The sequence below is a fragment of the Pseudomonas botevensis genome, assembly GCF_019145475.1.
GTDB classification, from domain to species: domain Bacteria; phylum Pseudomonadota; class Gammaproteobacteria; order Pseudomonadales; family Pseudomonadaceae; genus Aquipseudomonas; species Aquipseudomonas botevensis.
On record NZ_JAHTKI010000001.1, the window covers coordinates 106275 to 128208 of the forward strand.

At 58.3% G+C, this 21934-nt stretch carries 18 protein-coding genes; 10 read left to right on the plus strand and 8 right to left on the minus strand.

The genetic code is table 11. The annotated features are described in order from the left end of the window. Both gmhB and KVQ74_RS00545 read left to right on the plus strand, forming a co-directional pair. Window positions 1-540, plus strand: coding sequence for a D-glycero-beta-D-manno-heptose 1,7-bisphosphate 7-phosphatase (gene gmhB, locus KVQ74_RS00540; protein WP_217829049.1), 540 nt, complete (start codon window positions 1-3; stop codon window positions 538-540). An 82-nt stretch (window positions 541-622) separates the two neighbouring features. Beyond that, window positions 623-1402: a lysophospholipid acyltransferase family protein gene (locus KVQ74_RS00545; RefSeq protein WP_217829050.1), complete on the plus strand. Its 780-nt coding sequence runs from the start codon at window positions 623-625 to the stop codon at window positions 1400-1402. Between the two features lie 168 nt (window positions 1403-1570). Here the strand turns inward: KVQ74_RS00545 and KVQ74_RS00550 are convergent, their stop codons facing one another. After that, complete coding sequence (locus KVQ74_RS00550; protein ID WP_217829051.1) at window positions 1571-3100, minus strand: sensor histidine kinase; 1530 nt, start codon at window positions 3098-3100, stop codon at window positions 1571-1573. A 168-nt stretch (window positions 3101-3268) separates the two neighbouring features. On the opposite strand from KVQ74_RS00550, the gene KVQ74_RS00555 reads away from it, so the two are divergent. Next, window positions 3269-3988: a response regulator transcription factor gene (locus tag KVQ74_RS00555; protein ID WP_217829052.1), complete on the plus strand. Its 720-nt coding sequence runs from the start codon at window positions 3269-3271 to the stop codon at window positions 3986-3988. Between the two features lie 52 nt (window positions 3989-4040). Here the strand turns inward: KVQ74_RS00555 and gyrB are convergent, their stop codons facing one another. The 4 genes from gyrB to dnaA are packed head-to-tail and all read right to left on the minus strand — an operon-like array spanning window position 4041 to window position 10251. Next, entirely contained in the window at window positions 4041-6458 is a 2418-nt protein-coding gene (gene gyrB, locus KVQ74_RS00560; protein WP_217829053.1) for a DNA topoisomerase (ATP-hydrolyzing) subunit B, read from the minus strand. Between the two features lie 5 nt (window positions 6459-6463). Continuing rightward, complete coding sequence (recF, locus tag KVQ74_RS00565) at window positions 6464-7567, minus strand: DNA replication/repair protein RecF (RefSeq protein WP_007911886.1); 1104 nt, start codon at window positions 7565-7567, stop codon at window positions 6464-6466. Window positions 7568-7581: 14 nt separating this feature from the next. After that, a complete protein-coding gene (gene dnaN, locus KVQ74_RS00570; protein ID WP_217829054.1) occupies window positions 7582-8685 on the minus strand; it encodes a DNA polymerase III subunit beta in 1104 nt (367 codons plus the stop codon). 39 nt (window positions 8686-8724) lie between these two features. Continuing rightward, window positions 8725-10251: a chromosomal replication initiator protein DnaA gene (gene dnaA, locus KVQ74_RS00575; protein ID WP_217829056.1), complete on the minus strand. Its 1527-nt coding sequence runs from the start codon at window positions 10249-10251 to the stop codon at window positions 8725-8727. Window positions 10252-10818: 567 nt separating this feature from the next. Between dnaA and rpmH the strand changes: the two genes are divergently transcribed. The 5 genes from rpmH to mnmE all read left to right on the plus strand — a co-directional run bounded on the left by rpmH (window position 10819) and on the right by mnmE (window position 14744). After that, window positions 10819-10953 carry a 50S ribosomal protein L34 gene (gene rpmH, locus KVQ74_RS00580; RefSeq protein WP_003213577.1) on the plus strand — a complete coding sequence of 45 codons (135 nt, stop codon included), beginning with the start codon at window positions 10819-10821 and terminating at the stop codon, window positions 10951-10953. A gap of 16 nt (window positions 10954-10969) precedes the next feature. Continuing rightward, window positions 10970-11371 (plus strand): ribonuclease P protein component, encoded by a 402-nt coding sequence (rnpA, locus tag KVQ74_RS00585; RefSeq protein ID WP_217829059.1) that lies wholly within the window; start codon window positions 10970-10972, stop codon window positions 11369-11371. Next, on the plus strand, window positions 11364-11609 hold the full coding sequence (yidD, locus tag KVQ74_RS00590) for a membrane protein insertion efficiency factor YidD (RefSeq protein WP_217829060.1): 246 nt from the start codon (window positions 11364-11366) through the stop codon (window positions 11607-11609). Before rnpA ends, yidD begins: the two co-directional genes overlap by 8 nt. Window positions 11610-11611: 2 nt before the next feature. Continuing rightward, the gene (gene yidC / locus KVQ74_RS00595) at window positions 11612-13294 is read left to right on the plus strand and encodes a membrane protein insertase YidC (RefSeq protein WP_217829061.1); all 1683 of its coding nucleotides are present in this window, start codon (window positions 11612-11614) and stop codon (window positions 13292-13294) included. Between the two features lie 79 nt (window positions 13295-13373). Continuing rightward, window positions 13374-14744 (plus strand): tRNA uridine-5-carboxymethylaminomethyl(34) synthesis GTPase MnmE, encoded by a 1371-nt coding sequence (gene mnmE, locus KVQ74_RS00600; RefSeq protein ID WP_217829063.1) that lies wholly within the window; start codon window positions 13374-13376, stop codon window positions 14742-14744. 42 nt (window positions 14745-14786) lie between these two features. Here mnmE and KVQ74_RS00605 read toward each other — a convergent pair whose 3' ends face one another. The 3 genes from KVQ74_RS00605 to KVQ74_RS00615 form a co-directional block, all read right to left on the minus strand. Next, a complete protein-coding gene (locus KVQ74_RS00605; protein WP_217829064.1) occupies window positions 14787-17222 on the minus strand; it encodes a TonB-dependent siderophore receptor in 2436 nt (811 codons plus the stop codon). A 120-nt stretch (window positions 17223-17342) separates the two neighbouring features. Next, window positions 17343-18290 (minus strand): FecR domain-containing protein, encoded by a 948-nt coding sequence (locus KVQ74_RS00610; protein WP_217829065.1) that lies wholly within the window; start codon window positions 18288-18290, stop codon window positions 17343-17345. Continuing rightward, the gene (locus KVQ74_RS00615; protein ID WP_217829066.1) at window positions 18290-18796 is read right to left on the minus strand and encodes a sigma-70 family RNA polymerase sigma factor; all 507 of its coding nucleotides are present in this window, start codon (window positions 18794-18796) and stop codon (window positions 18290-18292) included. The genes KVQ74_RS00610 and KVQ74_RS00615 overlap by 1 nt, the downstream gene beginning before the upstream one ends. 581 nt (window positions 18797-19377) lie before the next feature. Here KVQ74_RS00615 and mnmG point away from each other — a divergent pair. Then, a complete protein-coding gene (mnmG, locus tag KVQ74_RS00620; protein ID WP_217829067.1) occupies window positions 19378-21276 on the plus strand; it encodes a tRNA uridine-5-carboxymethylaminomethyl(34) synthesis enzyme MnmG in 1899 nt (632 codons plus the stop codon). Beyond that, window positions 21273-21917 carry a 16S rRNA (guanine(527)-N(7))-methyltransferase RsmG gene (gene rsmG, locus KVQ74_RS00625; protein ID WP_217829068.1) on the plus strand — a complete coding sequence of 215 codons (645 nt, stop codon included), beginning with the start codon at window positions 21273-21275 and terminating at the stop codon, window positions 21915-21917. Before mnmG ends, rsmG begins: the two co-directional genes overlap by 4 nt. Window positions 21918-21934 lie beyond the last annotated feature (17 nt).

Here is a 21934-nt window from a genome sequence, read left to right on the forward strand (position 1 = left end):
TTGCTGTTGAAACTGCTGATTCTCGATCGGGACGGAGTGATCAATTACGACTCCGACGCTTACATCAAGTCGGTGGAGGAGTGGATTCCGCTGCCCGGCTCGATCGCAGCGATTGCGCAGTTGAGCAAGGCCGGCTGGACGGTGGCGGTCGCCACCAACCAGTCGGGCATTGCTCGCGGCTATTACGACCTCGCCACCCTCGACGCCATGCACGCGCGCCTGCGTGAACTGGTGGCGGAGCAGGGCGGTGAAGTCGGGCTGATCGTGTACTGCCCGCATGGGCCGGACGAGGGTTGCGATTGCCGCAAGCCGAAACCCGGCATGCTGAAAACCATTGCGCAGCATTACGATGTCGCACTGACGAATGTCTGGTTCGTCGGCGACAGCCTTGGTGACCTGGAGGCTGCCAAAGCCGTCGATTCACAGCCCGTTTTGGTAAAGACCGGGAAAGGCGAAAAGACGCTGGGCAAAACCCTTCCGGTTGGCACCCTGATTTTTGACGATCTGGCGGCGATTGCCGCAGAACTTATCCACAACTAGAGTGCTTCTGAAGTTCCTGACCAGGGATTGATCGGGAGTGCGCTTGAACAGTCGGGCATTGCCCGTAACGGTAACCGTCGCCATGTCGATACTGCAGGCCATCAGAATCTTCCTCTTTTACCTGCTGCTGGGCACCACCTCCCTGCTGTGGTGCAGCCTGAGCTTTTTTATCGCGCCCTTTCTGCCGTTCAAGGCGCGCTATCGCTTTATCAACGTGTACTGGTGCCGCTGCGCCTTGTGGTTGAGCAAGGTGTTTCTGGGCATCCACTACGAGATCAAAGGCGCGGAAAACGTGCCGGATCGGCCCTGCGTGATTCAGTCGAACCACCAGAGCACCTGGGAGACGTTCTTTCTCTCCGCTTATTTCTCGCCTTTGAGCCAGGTGCTCAAACGCGAATTGCTGTACGTGCCGTTCTTCGGCTGGGCGATGGCCATGCTGCGGCCGATCGCGATTGATCGAGACAACCCGAAAGCCGCGCTCAAACAAGTGGCGTCCAAAGGTGATGAACTGCTCAAGGACAACGTTTGGGTGCTGATCTTCCCGGAAGGCACACGCGTTCCTTACGGCACTGTCGGCAAGTTTTCCCGCAGTGGCAGCGCGTTGGCGGTGAATGCCGCGCTTCCAGTGCTGCCGATTGCACACAATGCCGGCAAATTCTGGCCAAAAATCGGCTGGGGTAAAAAGCCCGGCGTGATCACCGTGGTCATCGGTGCGCCGATGTACGCCGAGGGTTACGGCCCGCGCGCCATCGCCGACCTGAACGACCGGGTCCAAGCCTGGAACGAACAGACGCAAAGGGAAATGGGTTCGCTACCGCCTGCGCCACAGGCACCGACTGCAAACGATCAGGTAGCTGTCTGAATTTTGTGGATAACCTGTGTACGGTTTTCTTTATAAATTCCGAAAATGTTAATTAACTTACTGATTTATCTATATATTTCTGAAGCTGATAAAACACCGTAAAAGGTGCATAAGTTTTTTTCGGATGTAAGGAAACCGGCTGATATAGCCGGTTTTTTTATGTCTGCTTCACTCAAGGATCAGCGGCAGATCGAGGCGGAACGTGGTGCCATGATCGACCACGCTCTCGCATTCGATCCGTCCGCCGTGATGGTCCACCACGGCTTTGACCATCGACAGCCCCAAGCCCACGCCATCGATGCCTTGCGCTGACGAAAACCGCCGGTACTGGCGGAACAACTCGGGTAACTCCTGCGGGGCAATGCCTTTGCCTTGATCGGTAAGTTCACAACGCAGCCAGTCACCGTGACAACTGATCCGCAGCGCGACGGTAGATCCGGGGTCGCTGTACTTGATGGCGTTTTCCAACAGGTTGAACAAGGCACGGGTCAGCAAGCCCTGGTCGGCAGAAACCAGTCGCTCCTGGGATTGCTCGTCCATGTCATGCAGCAACTCGATCTGCTTCTGCTGGGCGATGGGCAGCGCTTGATCCAGTACGTCCAGCACCAGCATCGCAAACAGGCTCGGCTGGAACTGATAGGCCGCCGATTCGGCTCGCGCCAGCAACACGAAGCCATCGGTGAGATCCAGCGCCCGGCGCACCTGGCGTTCAATCTGTTCGAACAAGGGTGAATCCACCCCGGCCTGATGACGATGCACATCGAGCAGGGCGAGGATTGCCGAATGGGGCGCGCGCAGATCGTGGGAAAGAAAGCGCAGCAGAACCCCGCGTTGTTCCTCGGCGGCGCGTTCGGCGCTCAGGTCGGTGAGGCTCAGCAGCCAGCCAATCGGCGTGTCACCGTCCACCGGCAATAAGGCGGCGCGCTCCAGGCGCAGGCTGCGTTCCTTGTAATCACGAAACTCCAGCAGCGGCAGCGCCGACAACGGTGGGCGCGGTTCTGTGGATAATTCCGGGTAACCGAGACGCGCCAATTGGTCGAGCACATCGTCCCCCACCAGCGCCTGACCAAACAGCTCCCGGGCCTTGCGGTTACCCAACAGGATTCGTCCTTGTGGATCACTGATCAGGGTCGCGACTGGCAGGTATTCCAGACCATCGGCAATGAAGCGTCGGGTATCGCGGGTGCGGCTCATCGCCTGTTCGAGGGCCATGATCTGACCCTGCAAGCGGTCGGCACCGGTGAATTGCGTTCGACGCCGCTCGGGGAAAACCTTCGGCTCGCTGTCCAGCCGCGACAGCTCCCAGCCAAAATAGGTGAGTACGCCACTCAGGCGTCGCCAGTTCCAGATCAGATAACCGAACAAGATTCCCAAGGCAGCCGGGGTCGGTGACCACCAGCGCCGGATCTCTGCCATGCCCGCACTGGTCAGCAACACGCAAGCCATGGCGCCCAGTGTGATCCAGATCGCCAGGCGCGGTCGCCAGAGCAGCAGCCCCAGCACGCAGAACACCAGCACCACCGAAATTGCCGCACTCCAGCCCGGCGAGGAATCATGCAAGTTGATTTGCGCGCGATAAGACAACAGCGCAGTCAGCGGCAACAGCACTAGACTTATCCACACCCACTCGCGCACCAGACGGCGAAACAGGCGCTGGACCTGGCTAGGCACACGGCTTTCATGGCGACGGTTATTCATGGCACGCGGGGCAGGGTGGGTTGAATCGTTTCATGGGTCAAAGGTCTGAGGACTGGACCCAAAGAATCATAGCGGAGCTCGACCAATGGTGGGCCGCTTACTTTTACCGCGTTGACCAAGCCGCGATTGTCGGCCGTCAATTGCCCAGGCAACAAGGAATCACCGCGTATGCGCGTTGCGATACTGGACGATGAACCCGCCGAACTGCGCCGGGTCGAGCAGACCCTCCAGCAGATGGCCGAAGCCGGGGAACAACCCTGGTCGCTGCACAGCTTCGAACGCGGTGAAGACCTGCTGCGGCAACTGCGCCGGGAAACCTTCGACCTGCTGATCCTCGACTGGCAGCTGCCCGACCTCACCGGCCTGGCCTTGCTACGCTGGACCCGCGAACACATGGAGGCGCCACCGGCCGCCATCATGCTCACCAGCCGCGATGGCGAGAACGATATCGTCCAGGCCCTGAATGCCGGCGCCGACGATTACGTCAGCAAGCCGTTCCGTCCCAACGAACTCAAGGCCAGGGTCGCCGCCGTCCTGCGCCGGCACAGCGTGCAACGTACATCGGTAGGCGAAGTACAAAGTTTCAACGACCTGACCTTCAACGATGCCGAATTGACGGCCACGCGCGAGGGCAAACCGATCGTCATGACCGAACGCGAATACCGCCTCGCTCGTTGCCTGTTCAGCAACCTTGGCCGGCCGTTGTCACGGGAATATCTGTATGAACGATTCTGGCCCCATGAAGAGATGGCGTCATCGAGGCCGCTGGATACGCATATCTACCGATTGCGCAACAAACTCGGGCTGACGGCGGATCGGGGTTGGCAGTTGTTGACGATTTATGGGTATGGGTATCGGTTGGAGAGCGTGGGGGGCTCGAACGAATGAAAAAAAAGGCCAACGCGGATGCGTTGGCCTTTTTTGTTGGCGCCGAGCTGGATCAGAAATCCAGGTTGGAAACCGCCAGTGCGTTGCTTTCGATGAAGTCACGACGAGGTTCGACCGCATCACCCATCAGGGTGTTGAAGATCTGGTCCGCGGCGATGGCGTCTTCGATGGTCACTTTCAGCATGCGGCGCACGGTCGGGTCCATGGTGGTTTCCCACAGCTGATCCGGGTTCATTTCGCCCAGACCTTTGTATCGCTGGATGGTGTGGCGCTTGGTGCTTTCAGCCATCAGCCATTCCAGGGCTTCCTTGAACTCGGTGACCACTTTCTTGCGCTCGCCACGCTGGATGTATGCACCTTCGCCGAGCAGGGTGCTCAGTTCAGCGCCCAGGGAAACGACGGTCTTGTAGTCGTTGCTGCCGAAGAAGTCGCGGTTGAAGGTGACGTAGCTCGACAGGCCGTGGGAGGTCAGTTCGACTTCCGGCAGCCACACGCCACGTTCACGATCTTCACGCAGGCTGGCCTTGTAGACCAGGCCGGACTTCTCGATGGTCCGCAGACGTGCTTCGTACTGGGCCAGCCAGTCTTGCATCTCGGCGTGATTGCCGAGCTTTTCCAGACTCACGGCAGGCAGGTAGATGAAGTGCTCGGTCAGTTCCTGCGGGTACAGGCGCGACAGACGCTTGAGGGTCTTCATCACCATACGGAAGTCGTTCACCAGACGCTCCAGCGCTGCGCCGGAAATGCCCGGGGCGTCTTCGTTCAGGTGCAGGCTCGCGTCTTCCAGGGCCGACTGCGTCATGTACTCTTCCATGGCGTCGTCGTCTTTGATGTATTGCTCTTGCTTGCCTTTCTTGACCTTGTACAGCGGCGGCTGGGCGATGTAGATGTAGCCGCGCTCGATCAGCTCAGGCAGCTGGCGGAAGAAGAACGTCAGCAGCAGGGTACGGATGTGCGAACCGTCGACGTCAGCATCGGTCATGATGATGATGTTGTGATAGCGCAGTTTGTCGATGTTGTACTCTTCGCGACCGATGCCGCAGCCCAGGGCGGTGATCAAGGTGCCCACTTCCTGGGAAGAGATCATCTTGTCGAAACGCGCCTTCTCGACGTTCAGGATCTTGCCCTTGAGCGGCAGGATGGCCTGGGTCTTGCGGTTGCGCCCCTGCTTGGCAGAGCCGCCCGCGGAGTCACCTTCCACCAGGTACAGTTCGGACAGCGCAGGATCTTTTTCCTGGCAGTCGGCCAGTTTGCCCGGCAGGCCGGCGATGTCCAGCGCGCCTTTGCGGCGGGTCATCTCACGGGCCTTGCGCGCCGCTTCACGGGCACGGGCCGCGTCGATCATCTTGCCGACGACCAGTTTGGCTTCGTTCGGGTTTTCCAGCAGGAAGTCGGAGAAGTACTTGCCCATTTCCTGTTCGACAGCGGTCTTCACTTCGGAAGAAACCAGCTTGTCTTTGGTCTGGGAGCTGAACTTCGGATCCGGCACCTTCACCGAGATGATCGCGGTCAGGCCTTCACGGGCATCGTCACCGGTGGTGGCGACCTTGTGCTTCTTCGCCAGACCTTCCTGCTCGATGTAGTTGTTCAGGTTACGCGTCAGCGCGGAGCGGAAGCCGACCAGGTGCGTACCGCCGTCGCGCTGCGGGATGTTGTTGGTGAAGCACAACAGGTTCTCGTTGAAGCTGTCGTTCCACTGCAGGGCGATTTCCACGCCAATGCCGTCTTCACGCTGGATGTTGAAGTGGAACACCTGGTTGACCGCAGTCTTGTTGGTGTTCAGGTATTCAACGAACGCACGCAGGCCACCTTCGTACTTGAACAGCTCTTCCTTGCCGCTGCGCTCGTCCTTGAGGACGATGCCGACGCCGGAGTTGAGGAAGGACAGTTCACGGATACGCTTGGCCAGGATGTCCCAGCTGAAGTGAATGTTCTTGAAGGTTTCCTTGGAAGCCTTGAAGTGAATCTGAGTACCGGTGGTTTCGCTGTCGCCAACGATCGCCATCGGTGCCTGAGGTACGCCGTGGACGTAGGTCTGTTCCCAGATCTTGCCGCTGCGGCGAACGGTCAGGACCAGCTCTTCGGACAGGGCGTTCACAACCGAAACACCTACACCGTGCAGACCGCCGGATACCTTGTAGGAGTTGTCGTCGAATTTACCGCCAGCGTGGAGGACGGTCATGATGACCTCGGCGGCGGAAACGCCTTCCTCTTTATGCACATCCACCGGGATGCCACGACCGTTGTCACGAACGGTGATGGATTCATCCGGGTGAATGATGATGCTGATGTCGTCGCAGTGGCCGGCGAGGGCTTCGTCGATCGAGTTGTCGACCACCTCGAACACCATGTGGTGCAGACCGCTGCCATCGTCGGTGTCACCAATGTACATACCGGGACGTTTGCGCACGGCATCCAGGCCTTTCAGCACTTTAATGCTCGATGAGTCGTACGTATTTTCTTCGCTCAATGCCTTCACTCCCGATGGTCGTGGGTCTGGGTGATACGGCCCTGTTCCACGTGGAACAGAGCGACTGGCGTTTCCGTCTGCCAGCCTTCCCTCAATAATTCGTGATCTACACAGGTGATAAAGACCTGGCAGCGTAAGTCTTCCAGCAAGCGGCACAGCGCGCGACGGTGGCTCTCGTCCAGCTCGGACGGCAAGTCATCCACCAGATAAATACACTGGCCGCGTCGGGCCTGGCTCACCAGATGCCCCTGGGCAATCCGCAAGGCACACACCACCAACTTCTGCTGACCCCGGGACAAGATGTCCGCGGCGTTGTGTGCGCCCAATCGAAGACGCAAATCAGCGCGTTGCGGTCCGGCCTGGGTATGACCCATCTGCTGATCCCGCTGCAGGGATCCAGCAAGTACGGCACTCAATTCCCGGTCCTTGTCCCAGCCTCGGTAATAGCTGAGCGTCAAACCTTCGAGCTCAACCAGTTCGCTCAAGGTTTGTTCAAAGACTGGTTTCAAGGCTTTGATGTAAGCGCGGCGGTATTCATCGATTTCAGCGCTGGCCTGGCACAGTTCCCTGTCCCAAACCGCTTGCGAAACGGCGTCAAGTGTACCATGTCGCAGCCAGGAGTTTCTCTGGCGCAAGGCCTTCTGCAAACGCTGCCAGGTGGCCATGAAACGCGGTTCGACGTGGAACACGCCCCAGTCGAGAAACTGCCGGCGAATCTTCGGCGCCCCCTCCAGCAAGCGGAAGCTGTCCGGGTTGATCAGTTGCAGCGGCAGGATCTCCGCCAGTTGCGCAGCGCTACGCGCGTTCTGCCCGTCGATGCGAATCTGGAACTCACCCTGACGGTCACGCGAAATGCCCAATGCACTGTGGCCACCTTCAGCGAGTTCGACCTGGCCGAATACCGTACAGGCGAGTTGCTCGTACTGGATGACCGGCAACAGTCTTGTACTGCGAAACGAACGGGCAAGCCCCAGCAGGTGGATGGCCTCCAGAACACTGGTTTTGCCGCTGCCGTTGGCGCCGTAAAGAATGTTGATGCGGGGAGAAGGGGAGAAGGTCACCGGGTGCAGATTGCGCACCGCGGTGACCGAGACGCGACTTAACGACATCTAGTTTCTGCTGATTACAGACGCATCGGCATGACAACGTAAGCCGAATCGTCATTGTCGGACTCTTGCACCAGCGCACTGCTGTTGGAGTCGGACAGGATCAGGCGAACCTGCTCGGTGGTCATCACGCCCAGCACATCGAGCAGATAGCTGACGTTGAAGCCGATTTCCAGGGAGCTGCCGTTGTACTCGACGCCCACTTCTTCTTCCGCTTCCTCCTGCTCCGGGTTGTTGGCCTGGATTTTCAGCTGACCACTGGCCAGTTGCAGGCGGATACCGCGGTACTTCTCGTTGGACAGGATCGCCGTGCGGCTGAACGCTTCGCGCAGCGCCTGACGATCGCCCAATACCAGCTTGTCGCCGCCCTTCGGCAGTACGCGCTCGTAGTCCGGGAACTTGCCATCCACCAGTTTCGAGGTGAAGGTGAATTCGCCAGTGGTCGCACGGATATGGTGCTGGCCCAGCACGATGCTGACGTTGCCATCCGGCTCGGTGAGCAGACGCGCCAGTTCGAGGATACCCTTGCGTGGCACGATCACCTGATGGCGCTCCTGCTGACCGATGTCGGCCTGCATCGAGCACATCGCCAGACGGTGACCGTCAGTGGCAACAGCGCGGATCACACCGGTCGCCACTTCCAGCAACATGCCGTTGAGGTAGTAGCGCACGTCCTGCTGAGCCATGGCGAAGCTGGTGCGCTCGATCAGACGACGCAGCTTGCTTTGCTCCAGGCTGGTGGTCAACGATCCCGGGCCTTCTTCGACGGTCGGGAAATCGTTGGCCGGCAGGGTCGACAGGGTGAAGCGGCTACGGCCGGCCTTCACCACCAGCTTCTGCTCGTCGACCTTGATGTCGATCAGGGCGTCGTTCGGCAGGCTCTTGCAGATGTCCATCAGCTTGCGCGCCGGCACGGTGATGGAACCGGTTTGCGCCGGCTCTTCGAGTTGCACGCGACCGACCAGCTCGACTTCCAGATCAGTACCGGTCAGCGACAGTTGCTGGCCATCGACAACCAGCAGCACGTTGGACAGCACCGGCAAGGTCTGTCGGCGCTCGACGACACCTGCGACCAGTTGCAGGGGTTTCAACAGGGCTTCGCGTTGAATGGTGAAATGCATGGTCTAGTCCCTTGCCTTAATAAGCTGCGCTGGTGTTCATCAAGTGGTCAGTGTACGCAGCAGGTTCTTGTAGTCCTCGCGGATGTCCGCGTCGGATTCCTTAAGTTCGTTGATCTTGCGGCAGGCGTGCAACACCGTCGTGTGGTCGCGACCGCCAAACACATCGCCGATTTCCGGCAGGCTGTGGTTGGTCAGTTCCTTGGACAAGGCCATGGCCACCTGACGCGGACGAGCCACCGAGCGCGAACGGCGCTTGGACAGCAGGTCGGATATCTTGATCTTGTAGTACTCGGCGACGGTGCGCTGAATGTTATCCACAGAGACCAGTTTGTCCTGCAACGCCAACAGGTCCTTCAGGGATTCGCGAATCAACTCGATGGTGATGTCGCGGCCCATGAAGTGCGAGTGGGCGATCACGCGTTTCAGCGCGCCTTCCAGCTCACGGACGTTGGAGCGAATGCGCTGGGCGATGAAGAACGCTGCGTCGTGAGGCAACTCGACTTTGGCCTGGTCGGCCTTCTTCATCAGAATCGCAACGCGGGTTTCCAGTTCCGGCGGCTCGACGGCAACCGTCAGGCCCCAGCCGAAGCGGGATTTGAGGCGCTCTTCCAGGCCTTCGATTTCCTTCGGGTAGCGGTCACTGGTGAGAATGACCTGCTGGCCACCTTCAAGCAGGGCGTTGAAGGTGTGGAAAAACTCTTCCTGGGAACGTTCCTTGCGGGCGAAGAACTGAATGTCGTCGATCAGCAAGGCATCCACCGAACGGTAGAAACGCTTGAACTCGTTGATCGCGTTCAGTTGCAGCGCCTTGACCATGTCGGCCACGAAACGCTCGGAATGCAGGTACACGACCTTGGCATTCGGATTCTTCTTTAACAGGTGGTTGCCCACCGCATGCATCAAGTGGGTCTTACCGAGACCGACGCCGCCATAAAGGAACAGCGGGTTGTAGCCGTGCTTGGGGTTGTCCGCCACTTGCCAGGCCGCCGCGCGGGCGAGCTGGTTGGATTTACCCTCGACGAAGTTTTCAAAGGTGAAGGTGCGGTTCAGGTAACTGGTGTGCTTGAGCGCACCTTCGACCTGCACGGTGCGCTGTTCGGCGCGAACCGGAGCCTGTTGCGAGGCGGCGCCAGCCATCGGGTCGAAACTGTCGCGGGACGGCTCTTCACTGACTTCTTCGGCTTTCTGCGTGGCGCGCTTGGCGACCGGGGCGGCAGGTGCCACTGGCGCAGCAGTGACCGGCGCAACAGCGGCCTGCTGAGCCTGTGCCACGGCGGCAGCGGCCAGCGGCGCATTCGGTGCGGCACGGGGAGCCGAACTGCGCTTGCTGCCTATTAATAAGGAAAGCGCCGGCGCCAGGCCGTTGCCATGCTCATCCAGCAGTTCAAGGACACGCCCGAGGTACTTCTCGTTGACCCAGTCCAGAACAAAACGGTTCGGTGCGTAGACACGCAACTCGTCGCCTTCGGCTTCGACCTGTAGTGGACGGATCCAGGTGTTGAATTGTTGGGCAGGCAGCTCTTCGCGCAAAAGCTCCACGCACTGCTGCCAAAGTTCCACTGACACGGAAATCCCCTAAGTTGAAAGCCGGTGAGGCAAAAACAAGCGGCCATTGTAGCGGCGAGCCGCCCACTTATCCACATGCAGGTTGCCCGGCGACCATGATTTATCAATACGTTAAATGGCAAAAAGGCGACCAACGGTATGTGCATAAGCTCTGTGGATAACCGCCACTGAGGACACTGGACAACTGGGGGCGAAACTCGGTGGATAACCTGCCTGTGGATAACAGACCTTTCCACGCACAGGTTATCCGCTCCCGGAGCACAGGCTGAACACGGTTTTCCCGCGTAGTTGTCATTCTCTGTACATCACGGCAGACAAGGCCTCGATTGAGTTATCCACAGAAGGTGGCGGGACTAGCTTTTACAAGCTTTACAGAAAAGCTTTAAATAATTCCCTTCTTTATTTTTTATGTCTGGCGAACAGGGCCTGGTGCTCAGAAGACGCGGATATCTATTTAGAGGGAAACGCTGGTTGGAAATTGACCTATGGACTTGCTTTCTCTAGAATCCCCGGTCTCTTAAAACGGGGGCCATTCCGGCCCGTTGTGGACGAACCAGGTAACACGACATGAAACGTACTTTCCAACCAAGCACTATCAAACGCGCTCGTACCCACGGTTTCCGTGCTCGCATGGCTACCAAGAACGGTCGTGCCGTACTGTCGCGTCGTCGCGCCAAAGGCCGCGCACGTCTGGCAGTTTGATAATCCGGCACTGGAGGTGAGTCAGGACTTCAGTCGGGAAAAGCGTCTGCTTACTCCCCGGCACTTCAAGGCAGTCTTTGACTCCCCTACCGGCAAGGTTCCGGGGAAAAATCTCCTGCTCCTTGCGCGCAACAACGATCTCGATCACCCCCGGCTAGGGCTGGTTATCGGGAAAAAGAGCGTAAAGCTCTCCGTCGAGCGCAATCGCCTCAAACGTCTGATGCGCGAATCGTTTCGCCTGAACCAGGATTCACTGGTCGGCTGGGACATCGTTATCGTCGCGCGCAAAGGTTTGGGTGATGTAGAAAACCCCGAATTGATTCAGCATTTCGGCAAACTCTGGAAACGTCTGGCGCGCAACAAGCCGGCACCGGCAGTCAAAACCGAAACTGTAGGGGTAGACAGTCCAGATGCGTAAACTGGCACTCGTTCCGATCCAGTTTTATCGCTACGCCATTAGTCCCCTGATGGCCGATCACTGTCGTTTCTACCCCAGTTGTTCTTGCTACGCGTTAGAAGCCATCGAAACTCATGGCCTTCTGCGCGGTGGCTGGCTGACCTTTCGTCGTTTAGGTCGCTGTCATCCGTGGAATCCCGGTGGTTATGACCCGGTTCCACCTATCCCTACCTCCCGTTCTTCTTCGATGGCCGAGTAATCATGGATATCAAACGCACGATCCTGATCGTCGCCCTGGCAATCGTGGCTTATGTCATGGTTCTTAAATGGAACCAGGATTATGGCCAGGCTGCCCTGCCGACTCAGAATGTTGCTTCCAGTACGACTACATCCGGTTTGCCGGACACCGCCACTGGCACCAGCGCTTCCGCCAGCGACGATATTCCGCGCGCCGCAAGCGATACCAGCGCACCCGCCGAAACGCCGGTCGCTGTCAGCAAGGATCTGATCCAGATCAAAACCGACGTGCTCGATCTGGCGATCGATCCACAGGGTGGCGATGTTGCTCAACTGACCTTGCCGCTGTATCCACGTCGTCAGGATCGTCCGGACGTTCCGTTCCAGCTGTTCGATAACGGCAACGAACGTGTTTATCTGGCTCAAAGCGGTCTGATCGGCCCCAATGGCCCGGACGCAAGCCCGGCCGGTCGCCCGATCTACGCCTCGGAGAAGAAGACTTATCAACTGGCTGACGGTCAGGACCAACTGGTCGTCGACCTGAAGTTCAGCAAGGACGGCGTCAACTACATCAAGCGTTTCACTCTGAAACGTGGCCTGTATGACGTGACTGTGACCTATCTGATCGATAACCAGAGCGCTCAGCCTTGGTCCGGTTCGATGTTTGCGCAGTTGAAACGCGACGCCAGCGCAGATCCTTCGTCGACCACGGCGACCGGCACCGCGACTTACCTGGGCGCCGCCCTGTGGACAAGTTCCGAGCCGTACAAGAAAGTGTCCATGAAGGACATGGACAAGGCTCAGCTCAAGGAAACCGTCACCGGTGGCTGGGTGGCGTGGCTGCAACACTACTTCGTGACTGCATGGGTTGCGCCGAAAGGCGAAAACAACATCGTCCAGACGCGTAAAGACAGCAAAGGCAACTACATCATCGGTTACACCGGCCCGGCCTTGACCGCTGCACCTGGTGCAAAAGTCGAAACCAGCGCCGTGCTGTATGCCGGTCCGAAAAGCCAGGCTGTGCTGAAAGAGTTGTCCCCAGGTCTGGAACTGACCGTCGACTACGGCATTCTGTGGTTCATTGCCCAGCCGATTTTCTGGCTGCTGCAACATATCCACAGCATCGTCGGCAACTGGGGCTGGTCGATCATCTTCCTGACCATGCTGATCAAAGGGATCTTCTTCCCGCTGTCGGCCGCCAGCTACAAATCCATGGCCCGCATGCGCGCCGTGGCCCCGAAACTGGCTGCACTGAAAGAGCAACATGGCGATGACCGGCAGAAAATGTCGCAAGCCATGATGGAGCTGTACAAGAAAGAGAAGATCAATCCGCTGGGTGGCTGCTTGCCGATCCTGGTGCAGATGCCGGTTTTCCTTTCGCTGTACTGGGTTCTGCTGGAAAGCGTGGAAATGCGCCAGGCGCCATTCATGCTGTGGATCACCGACCTGTCGATCAAGGATCCGTTCTTCATCCTGCCGATCATCATGGGCGCGACCATGTTCATCCAGCAGCGTCTGAACCCGACGCCTCCGGATCCGATGCAGGCCAAGGTGATGAAAATGATGCCGATCATCTTCACCTTCTTCTTCCTGTGGTTCCCGGCCGGTCTGGTGCTGTACTGGGTTGTGAACAACTGCCTGTCGATTGCCCAACAGTGGTACATCACGCGTAAGATCGAAGCGGCGACGAAAAAAGCCGAGGCGTAACTTACTCTGTGGATAACCACTCAAAACGCCCCCTAGTGGGGCGTTTTGCTATCTGCCATTTTTGTCTGGATACCGGTTTATGAGCGCACCTCGTGAAACCATCGCAGCCGTCGCCACCGCCCAGGGGCGTGGTGGCGTGGGCATCGTTCGAATTTCCGGGCCGCTGGCCAGCGCTGCGGCCAAGGCTATCAGCGGCCGCGAGCTGAAACCCCGGTTCGCCCACTACGGCCCGTTCTTCAGCGACGACCAGCAAGTACTGGATGAGGGCCTGGCGTTGTACTTCCCGGGACCGAATTCATTCACCGGTGAAGACGTACTGGAACTGCAAGGCCACGGCGGCCCTATCGTTCTGGACATATTACTCAAGCGTTGCCTGGAACTGGGTTGCCGTCTGGCCCGGCCGGGTGAATTCAGCGAGCGCGCGTTTCTCAACGACAAACTCGACCTGGCTCAGGCCGAGGCGATTGCCGACCTGATCGAAGCGAGTTCTGCACAAGCCGCGCGCAATGCCCTGCGTTCGTTACAAGGCGCGTTTTCCCAGCGTGTGCATAACCTCACCGAACAGCTGATCGGCTTGCGGATATACGTCGAAGCGGCCATCGATTTTCCGGAAGAGGAAATCGACTTCCTCGCCGATGGCCATGTGCTGAGCATGCTCGACAAGGTTCGTGACGAATTATCCACAGTCCTGCGCGAAGCCGGGCAGGGGGCATTGCTGCGCGATGGCATGACCGTGGTGATTGCCGGTCGTCCGAATGCCGGCAAGTCCAGCCTGCTCAATGCACTGGCTGGTCGCGAGGCGGCGATTGTCACTGAAATCGCCGGCACCACCCGGGACATTCTGCGCGAACATATCCACATTGATGGCATGCCGCTGCATGTTTTGGATACCGCCGGCCTGCGCGACACCGATGATCATGTGGAAAAGATCGGCGTCGAGCGCGCGTTGAAAGCGATCGGGGAAGCGGATCGCGTATTGCTGGTGGTCGACGCCACCGCACCGGAAGCCGCAGATCCGTTTGCCCTGTGGCCGGAATTCCTCGAAACCCGGCCGGATCCGGCGAAAGTCACGCTGATTCGCAACAAGGCCGACCTCACCGCAGAAGCCATTGCCCTGGAAGTCAGTGACGATGGCCACGTGACGATCAGCCTGAGCGCCAAGTCTGCCGGCGAAGGCCTGGACCTGCTGCGCGATCACCTGAAGGCGTGCATGGGTTACGAGCAAACCTCGGAAAGCAGTTTCAGTGCACGTCGCCGGCACCTGGAAGCGTTGCGCCATGCCAGCGCCGCTCTGGAACACGGTCGCTCGCAACTGACACTGGCCGGAGCCGGCGAGTTGCTGGCCGAAGATTTGCGCCAGGCCCAGCATTCCCTGGGGGAAATCACCGGCGCATTCAGCTCCGATGATTTGCTGGGACGGATTTTTTCCAGTTTCTGTATAGGCAAATAAGAAAAAGGGCTGTGGGTAATTTATCCACAGCCCTTTTTTCGCTTACCAGTTGTAGGACACTGTACCGAGCACGGTGCGGTCTTCGCCCCAGTAGCAGCGTCCTGCGTCGTTGCATCCCGACACATATTCCTTGTCGAACAGGTTTTTCGCGTTCAGATCCACGCTCCAGTTCTTGTCGATCTGATAGCCGATGGCTGCATCCACCAGCGTCACGTCGCCGGCATCGAGTTTTCCGTAGAGGGTTGGCGCGGTGTAGGCGAAGGCACTGTCGAAGTAGCGCACGCCACCGCCGACATACAGCCCCTTCAGATCGCCATCGAGGAAACGGTACTTCGCCCAGACCGATGCCTGATTACGCGGTACACCGGTCATTTGATGGCCTTTGACCAGTGAGGTCGCGGCATCCTTGGTAATCCGCGCATCGGTGTAGGTGTACGCCGCCGTCACGTTCAGGTTCTGTGTCAAATTGCTGTTGAGCTCCAGTTCCACGCCTTTGGATCGGCTTTCACCGACCTGGCGATAGGTCGATGTCGTGGAGTCGAAATAGGTGTCGTCTTTCTTGCGCAGGTCATAAACCGAGGCCGTGAACGCTGTATCCCAGCCGATCGGCTCATATTTCAAGCCAACTTCGTACTGACTGCTGGTGATCGGGTCCAGTGGCGTGCCGGCATTGGAGATCTGTTGTACTGGCACAAACGAGGTGGAATAGCTGACATACGGCGTCATGCCGTTGTCGAACTGGTACATCACGCCGCCCTGATAAGTGAATTTCCTGTCCTCGGAGCTGATGTTGCTGCCCTTCGCCACCTTGTCGCGGAAATCGCTGTCGACCCAGTCCTGACGGCCGCCCAGCAGGAACAGCCAATGGTCGTACTTGCTCTGGATCTGTGCATAAACCCCTTTCATCTGCTGCTCGAGCAGAGTGTTTTGCACGGCGATCGGTGTTGTCGGGTCGCGCAGATAAACCGGGTTGTAGATATCGATCGGCCCGACCAGACCGGCATTCCAGTCCTGATTGAACGATGTGCGGTCGTAGCTGGCGCCGAACAACACGGTGTTCTCCAGACCACCCGCCTGGAATTTGCCTTCCAGTTGGTTATCCAGCGAATACACCATGGATTTGTTGAAGCGGTCATACGCCGTCATGTTCAACCGCGTGCCGAACCCGGCGTTGTTCAGATTGCCTGGCCAGGTTTCATGGCGGGTGATGCGCGACTGCATGTAGCGAGAGTTCTGGCGGAACTGCCAGTCATCGTTGAACGAATGGCTGAACTCGTAGCCAGTGCTCCAGGTTTCCCGTTCGAAAGTGTTCCAGTCCGGGTCACCCAGCATGGTGCCTTTGGACAACTTGCCATTGGGGTTGGTCAGCAAAGTCCCGGCCGCCGGTAGGCCGAGTTCCATGTTGGTGTGGTCCTTCTGGTAGTTGGCCAACAGGGTCAAGGTGTTGAAGTCGTCGAAATTCAGGGTCAGGGACGGGGCGATATAAAGACGATCATCCGGCACATGGTCGGTCTGGGTATCCGACTTGCGACCCAGCATCACCACCCGGCCGAGAATGTTGCCACTGTCGGTCAGCGGTCCGGAGACATCGACGCCAATCTGCCGCCGATTGTTCGAGCCATAACCCAGTTGCACTTCCCCCTGGGGAGAGGCCGTCGGACGTTTGCTCACCAGATTGACCAAGCCTCCAGGGGCGTTCTCACCGTAAAGCAGCGAGGACGGGCCACGGAAAATCTCGACACGCTCCAGGCCGTAAGGCTCGGTGCTGGTGTCATACCGATTGCCTTGCACCCGTAGTCCGTCGCGCAGCAGCCCGTAGCCATAGTCGGTGGCGTTGAAGCCGCGAATGAAGAACAGGTCGCCCGCCAGACTGTCGCCGGCGGCGAAAGGCGGAGCGAAGATCCCCGGGACGTAGCCGAGTACCTCGGTGAGTGTCTGAGATTTCTGATCTTTCATGCGCTGGGCGGTGACAACCGATACCGAACGCGGCGTTTCCGACAGCGGTGTGCTGGTTTTCGTACCGATCCGGCTGTTCTGCGCCTTGTAACCAACGTCAGCGGAGTAATCGAGTGTCATCCCATCGGCTTGCCGGCCGTTGATGTTGGTCGGTGCCAGTTCCAGTGAGTCGCCGTTGGGCTGCGACTGCAAAATGTAACTGCCTGGTGCCTGTGGGGTAGCTTGCAAACCCGAGCCTTGGAGCAACCGGGCAAAGCCCTGCTCCACGGTGAAGTCGCCGCTCAAGCCTGGGCTGCGCAAGCTGCCGGTCTGCTGGGGCGAGAACGACAGAATCACATTGGCGGCCGCCGCGAACTGGCTCAAGGCATTGTCCAGCGGGCCGGCGGCAATGGCGTAACGCTGGGTGGCGGTCGCGGCATAAGCGCTATGGCTGATGACCAGGCCGGAAACGGTTCCGGTCATCAGTAAGCTGTAGGCGATGCAGTGGTGGGAAAAGCGCTGGCGGAACGTGGGAAGACGCATGTGTGGATAAGCCCTGGAGGTGGCGAAGAGCCGCGTTTATCGCGATTACCTGTAGGGCCGGGTCAGGGCGAAAAAAGATAACCCTGCTTCAAGTTTATTTTTCCCCTCGTCGTGAAGGGATCAGCCGTTATGGCTGATCGAGACCCAGTAACGAGTGAAATAGCGGACGTGGATCGGCAGTGAAGCCTGCAGGTTGGCCAGTACTGCGTCGGTGGAGTCCAGGCGAAACGTGCCGGAAACCCGCAAGTCCCGAGCCCGTTCGTCACACTGCAATATCCCGTTGCGATAACGACCCAATTCCCGGACCACATCACCCAAACGAGCGTCCAGTACGATCAACTGGCCGTTGGTCCATGCCACTTCGGAAGACTTGAAGGGGTGGATCACGCCGATATGGCGGCTGTCGAAATCCGCACCTTCACCGGCCTTCAGTATTTGTGCACCGCTGGATGAGTCCGTGGGTTGAACGCTGACCCGATCTTCCAGCACCCCAACTCTCGTGGAGTCCGACAACTGCCGTATGGAAAACCGAGTACCGAGGGCCTGAATACGACCATCACGGGTTTCAACGAAAAACGGTCGTTGATCGCCGAGCTTTCCGGTCTGGATCAGGATTTCGCCGGCACGCAAACGGATCAGGCGTTGTGCGCTGTTGAAAGACACGTCAATGGCGGTGTCAGTATTGAGTTGAATCTGGCTGCCGTCGGCCAGCGAAAGGGAACGACGTTGCCCGACCCGGGTTTTATAGTCGGCCCAGGCGTTGCCCAATGAAGTGTGTTGCTGAACGTTCCATCCGACGAACCCGGTTCCGGCCAACAGCAGCATCAATTTCAGTACCTGACGCCGTTGTTGCCCCGCATTCAAGGCGCGGCGTTTCAGCTCCGGCGGTAGCGTGCCGAGATGGCGCTGCAATTGTTCCATCTGATTCCACGCGGCCAGGTGCGCAGGATCGCTATCTATCCACAGCTGCCAGGCCCGTTGTTCGGTGAGCGTCGGCGGTTCCACCTGGAACTGAACGAACCAGCTCGCCGCTGCCTCGAAAGCCTTGCGATTCGGGGCGATCGTCATCAGGGCTGCGCCATTATCAGCGCGCATTCGGTCAGTGCGCGGATCATGTGTTTCTTCACAGTGGTCAACGAAACCTGCAATTGCACGGCGATCTGTTGATAAGTCAGGCCATCGATCTGCGACAGCATGAAAATCCGCTGGGTTCTTGCCCCCAGTCCCGCCAGCGCTTTGTCCACAGCAACCAGGGTTTCGATGATCAACGCCTTGTCTTCTTCGCTGATCTCGGTGGCTTCCGGGCGCGCGGCCAGGGTTTGCAGGTAAGCAGCTTCGATCGCACGTCTTCGATAACGGTCAATGACCAGCCCACGTGCCACGGTTGCCAGGTAATCCCGTGGTTCCCGGATTTGCGCGGCATTGCGCGCTGCGAGGATTCGCACAAAGGTGTCATGTGCCACATCGGCGGCATCGCAGGCGTCATTCAATTTGCCCTTGAGCCAGCCATGTAGCCACGAATGGTGCTGCTCGTAGATTTGCTCGATCGCTGCGGTATGGGCGGGTAGGGACATGGGCAGGACGTGAGAGTTAATGATAATGGCTATTATTAGCCTCTGTTACGTCCTCTCACAATAGCCCTCACAAATCCTTCGATCGTCGTTTTTTCCACATCACCGCTCTTTGCCGGGAAGTCAGCAGCGGGTTTGTCGTGCCTGAAATTCGTTCATTCGTCGATTTTCTGTGGATTAAGCCCTGTGAATAAGTGCCGCTGAGGGCAGTTGATAACTGGGCTTCAAAACTGAATATAACCGCCTCTGTGGATAACCAGCTCATTCATCCACAGGCTTAAAGCGGTTATCCAAGGGCCTCATTCGTACATGGCCACAGGGTTTTAAAACTCTGTACACATTGAAAATAAAGGGCTGTATAGATCTATCCACAGAATGGTGGTGCGCTAAGAATAAACATAAAAACAAGGACTTTATAAATTTCTCTCTTTTTTATTTTTTTAACCGCGAGTTCTCCACAGCTGGTTAAATTTTGTGCAGAGGGTTCTTTAGGAAAGGCGAAGTCCCTATACTTGCCGACCAGGTTCGAAAACCTGAGATCGAATTTTTCCTGAATACCTACTTAAGCAGGCACGAGGTGCGTGGTGGATTTCCCTTCCCGTTTTGAAGTGATCGTCATCGGCGGCGGTCATGCCGGTACCGAGGCAGCACTGGCCTCAGCACGTATGGGGGCAAAAACCCTGTTGCTGACGCATAACGTGGAAACCCTCGGTGCCATGAGTTGCAACCCGGCTATCGGTGGCATCGGCAAGAGCCATCTGGTCAAGGAAATCGATGCCCTCGGCGGCGCGATGGCCATGGCCACCGACAAGGGCGGCATCCAGTTCCGCGTATTGAACAGCCGCAAAGGCCCGGCGGTACGGGCGACCCGTGCGCAGGCCGACCGTATTCTCTACAAGGCCGCTGTCCGCGAAATCCTCGAAAACCAGCCGAACCTGTGGATATTTCAACAAGCCGCCGATGACCTGATCGTCGAGCAGGAACAAGTACGCGGTGTCGTCACCCAAATGGGTCTGCGTTTCTTCGCCGATTCCGTGGTATTGACCACCGGCACGTTTCTCGGCGGACTTATCCACATCGGTTTGCAGAATTTCTCCGGCGGTCGCGCCGGTGATCCACCGTCGATTGCCCTGGCGCGCCGTCTGCGTGAACTGCCGCTGCGGGTTGGCCGTTTGAAAACCGGCACTCCGCCGCGTATCGATGGCCGCTCTGTGGATTTCTCGGTGATGACCGAGCAGCCGGGCGATACGCCGATCCCGGTGATGTCGTTCATGGGCAACAAGGAACAGCATCCACGGCAGGTCAGTTGCTGGATTACCCACACCAACGCCCGTACCCACGAAATCATTGCCGCGAACCTCGACCGTTCGCCGATGTATTCCGCTGCCGGCGAGATCGAAGGCATTGGCCCGCGTTACTGCCCGTCGATCGAAGACAAGATTCACCGCTTTGCCGACAAGGAAAGCCATCAGGTGTTCATCGAGCCGGAAGGCCTGACCACCCATGAGCTGTATCCGAACGGGATATCCACAAGCTTGCCGTTCGACGTGCAATTGCAGATCGTGCAATCGATTCGCGGCATGGAAAACGCGCACATCGTGCGTCCGGGTTACGCGATCGAGTACGACTACTTCGATCCACGCGACCTGAAGTACAGCCTGGAAACCAAAGTCATCGGCGGCCTGTTCTTTGCCGGTCAGATCAACGGCACCACCGGTTACGAAGAGGCCGGCGCCCAGGGTTTGCTGGCTGGCGCCAACGCCGCGTTGCGTGCGAAGGGCAAAGAAGCCTGGTGCCCGCGTCGTGATGAAGCGTACATCGGGGTATTGGTCGACGACCTGATCACCCTCGGCACCCAAGAGCCGTACCGGATGTTCACGTCCCGCGCCGAATATCGTCTGATCCTGCGCGAAGACAACGCCGATCTGCGTCTGACCGAAAAAGGCCGCGAACTGGGTCTGGTCGATGACGCGCGTTGGGCGGCGTTCTGCGAGAAACGCGAAAACATCGCGCTCGAAGAACAGCGTCTGAAAAGCACCTGGGTACGTCCGGGCACGCCGCAGGGCGATGCCATCGCAGAAAAATTCGGCACGCCGCTGACCCACGAATACAACCTGCTCAATCTCTTGAGCCGTCCGGAAATCGACTACGCTGGTCTGGTCGAAGTGACCGGGCAGGGCGCCGAAGATCCACAGGTCGCCGAACAGGTCGAGATCAAGACCAAATACGCCGGTTACATCGACCGTCAACAGGACGAAATCGCTCGTCTGCGTGCCAGTGAAGACACGAAACTGCCTGTGGATATCGATTACACCAGCATTTCCGGGCTCTCCAAGGAGATCCAGAGCAAGCTTGGCGCGACGCGTCCAGAGACACTCGGGCAGGCTTCGCGGATCCCGGGCGTGACCCCGGCAGCGATTTCGCTGTTGATGATTCATTTGAAAAAACGCGGCGCGGGCCGTCAGTTGGAGCAAAGCGCTTGAGTTCTAAGGTCACTTCGCAACACGCCGAAGAGTTATCCACAGGAGCCCGCGCGCTCGGTGTCAATCTCACGGAAATCCAGCATGAAAAACTGCTGGGTTATCTGGCCCTGTTGATCAAATGGAACCAGGCCTACAACCTGACCGCCGTGCGCGATCCGGACGAAATGGTTTCGCGTCACTTGCTCGATAGCCTCAGCGTGATGTCGTTCATCGAAAACGGCCGCTGGCTGGATGTCGGCAGCGGCGGCGGCATGCCGGGAATCCCCTTGGCGATCCTGTTTCCCGACTCGGCAGTGACGTGCCTGGACAGCAACGGCAAGAAAACCCGCTTCCTCACCCAGGTCAAACTCGAGCTCAAACTGGATAACCTGCAAGTTATCCACAGTCGTGTCGAAGAGTTCCAGCCTGCCCAGCCGTTCAACGGGATCATCTCCCGGGCGTTCAGCAGCATGGAGAACTTCACTAACTGGACTCGCCACCTCGGCGACGCCGATACACGCTGGCTGGCAATGAAGGGCGTTCATCCGGCCGATGAGCTGGTAGCATTGCCGGCAGACTTCAAACTCGATAGCGAACACGCCCTGGCCGTACCCGGTTGCCAAGGCCAACGCCATCTGCTGATACTGCGCCGCACGGCATGATTGGGAACACAAGCAAG

What these genes read in the sequence shown, in the direction of transcription:
- KVQ74_RS00610 (WP_217829065.1), bottom strand. Translation starts at nt 18,290, where the DNA reads ATGACGATCGCCCCGAATCGCAAGGCTTTCGAGGCAGCGGCGAGCTGG.
- dnaN (WP_217829054.1), bottom strand. Translation starts at nt 8,685, where the DNA reads ATGCATTTCACCATTCAACGCGAAGCCCTGTTGAAACCCCTGCAACTG.
- KVQ74_RS00605 (WP_217829064.1), bottom strand. Translation starts at nt 17,222, where the DNA reads ATGCGTCTTCCCACGTTCCGCCAGCGCTTTTCCCACCACTGCATCGCC.
- yidD (WP_217829060.1), top strand. Translation starts at nt 11,364, where the DNA reads ATGCGTAAACTGGCACTCGTTCCGATCCAGTTTTATCGCTACGCCATT.
- KVQ74_RS00550 (WP_217829051.1), bottom strand. Translation starts at nt 3,100, where the DNA reads ATGAATAACCGTCGCCATGAAAGCCGTGTGCCTAGCCAGGTCCAGCGC.
- KVQ74_RS00615 (WP_217829066.1), bottom strand. Translation starts at nt 18,796, where the DNA reads ATGTCCCTACCCGCCCATACCGCAGCGATCGAGCAAATCTACGAGCAG.
- rpmH (WP_003213577.1), top strand. Translation starts at nt 10,819, where the DNA reads ATGAAACGTACTTTCCAACCAAGCACTATCAAACGCGCTCGTACCCAC.
- recF (WP_007911886.1), bottom strand. Translation starts at nt 7,567, where the DNA reads ATGTCGTTAAGTCGCGTCTCGGTCACCGCGGTGCGCAATCTGCACCCG.
- KVQ74_RS00545 (WP_217829050.1), top strand. Translation starts at nt 623, where the DNA reads ATGTCGATACTGCAGGCCATCAGAATCTTCCTCTTTTACCTGCTGCTG.
- KVQ74_RS00555 (WP_217829052.1), top strand. Translation starts at nt 3,269, where the DNA reads ATGCGCGTTGCGATACTGGACGATGAACCCGCCGAACTGCGCCGGGTC.
- yidC (WP_217829061.1), top strand. Translation starts at nt 11,612, where the DNA reads ATGGATATCAAACGCACGATCCTGATCGTCGCCCTGGCAATCGTGGCT.
- mnmE (WP_217829063.1), top strand. Translation starts at nt 13,374, where the DNA reads ATGAGCGCACCTCGTGAAACCATCGCAGCCGTCGCCACCGCCCAGGGG.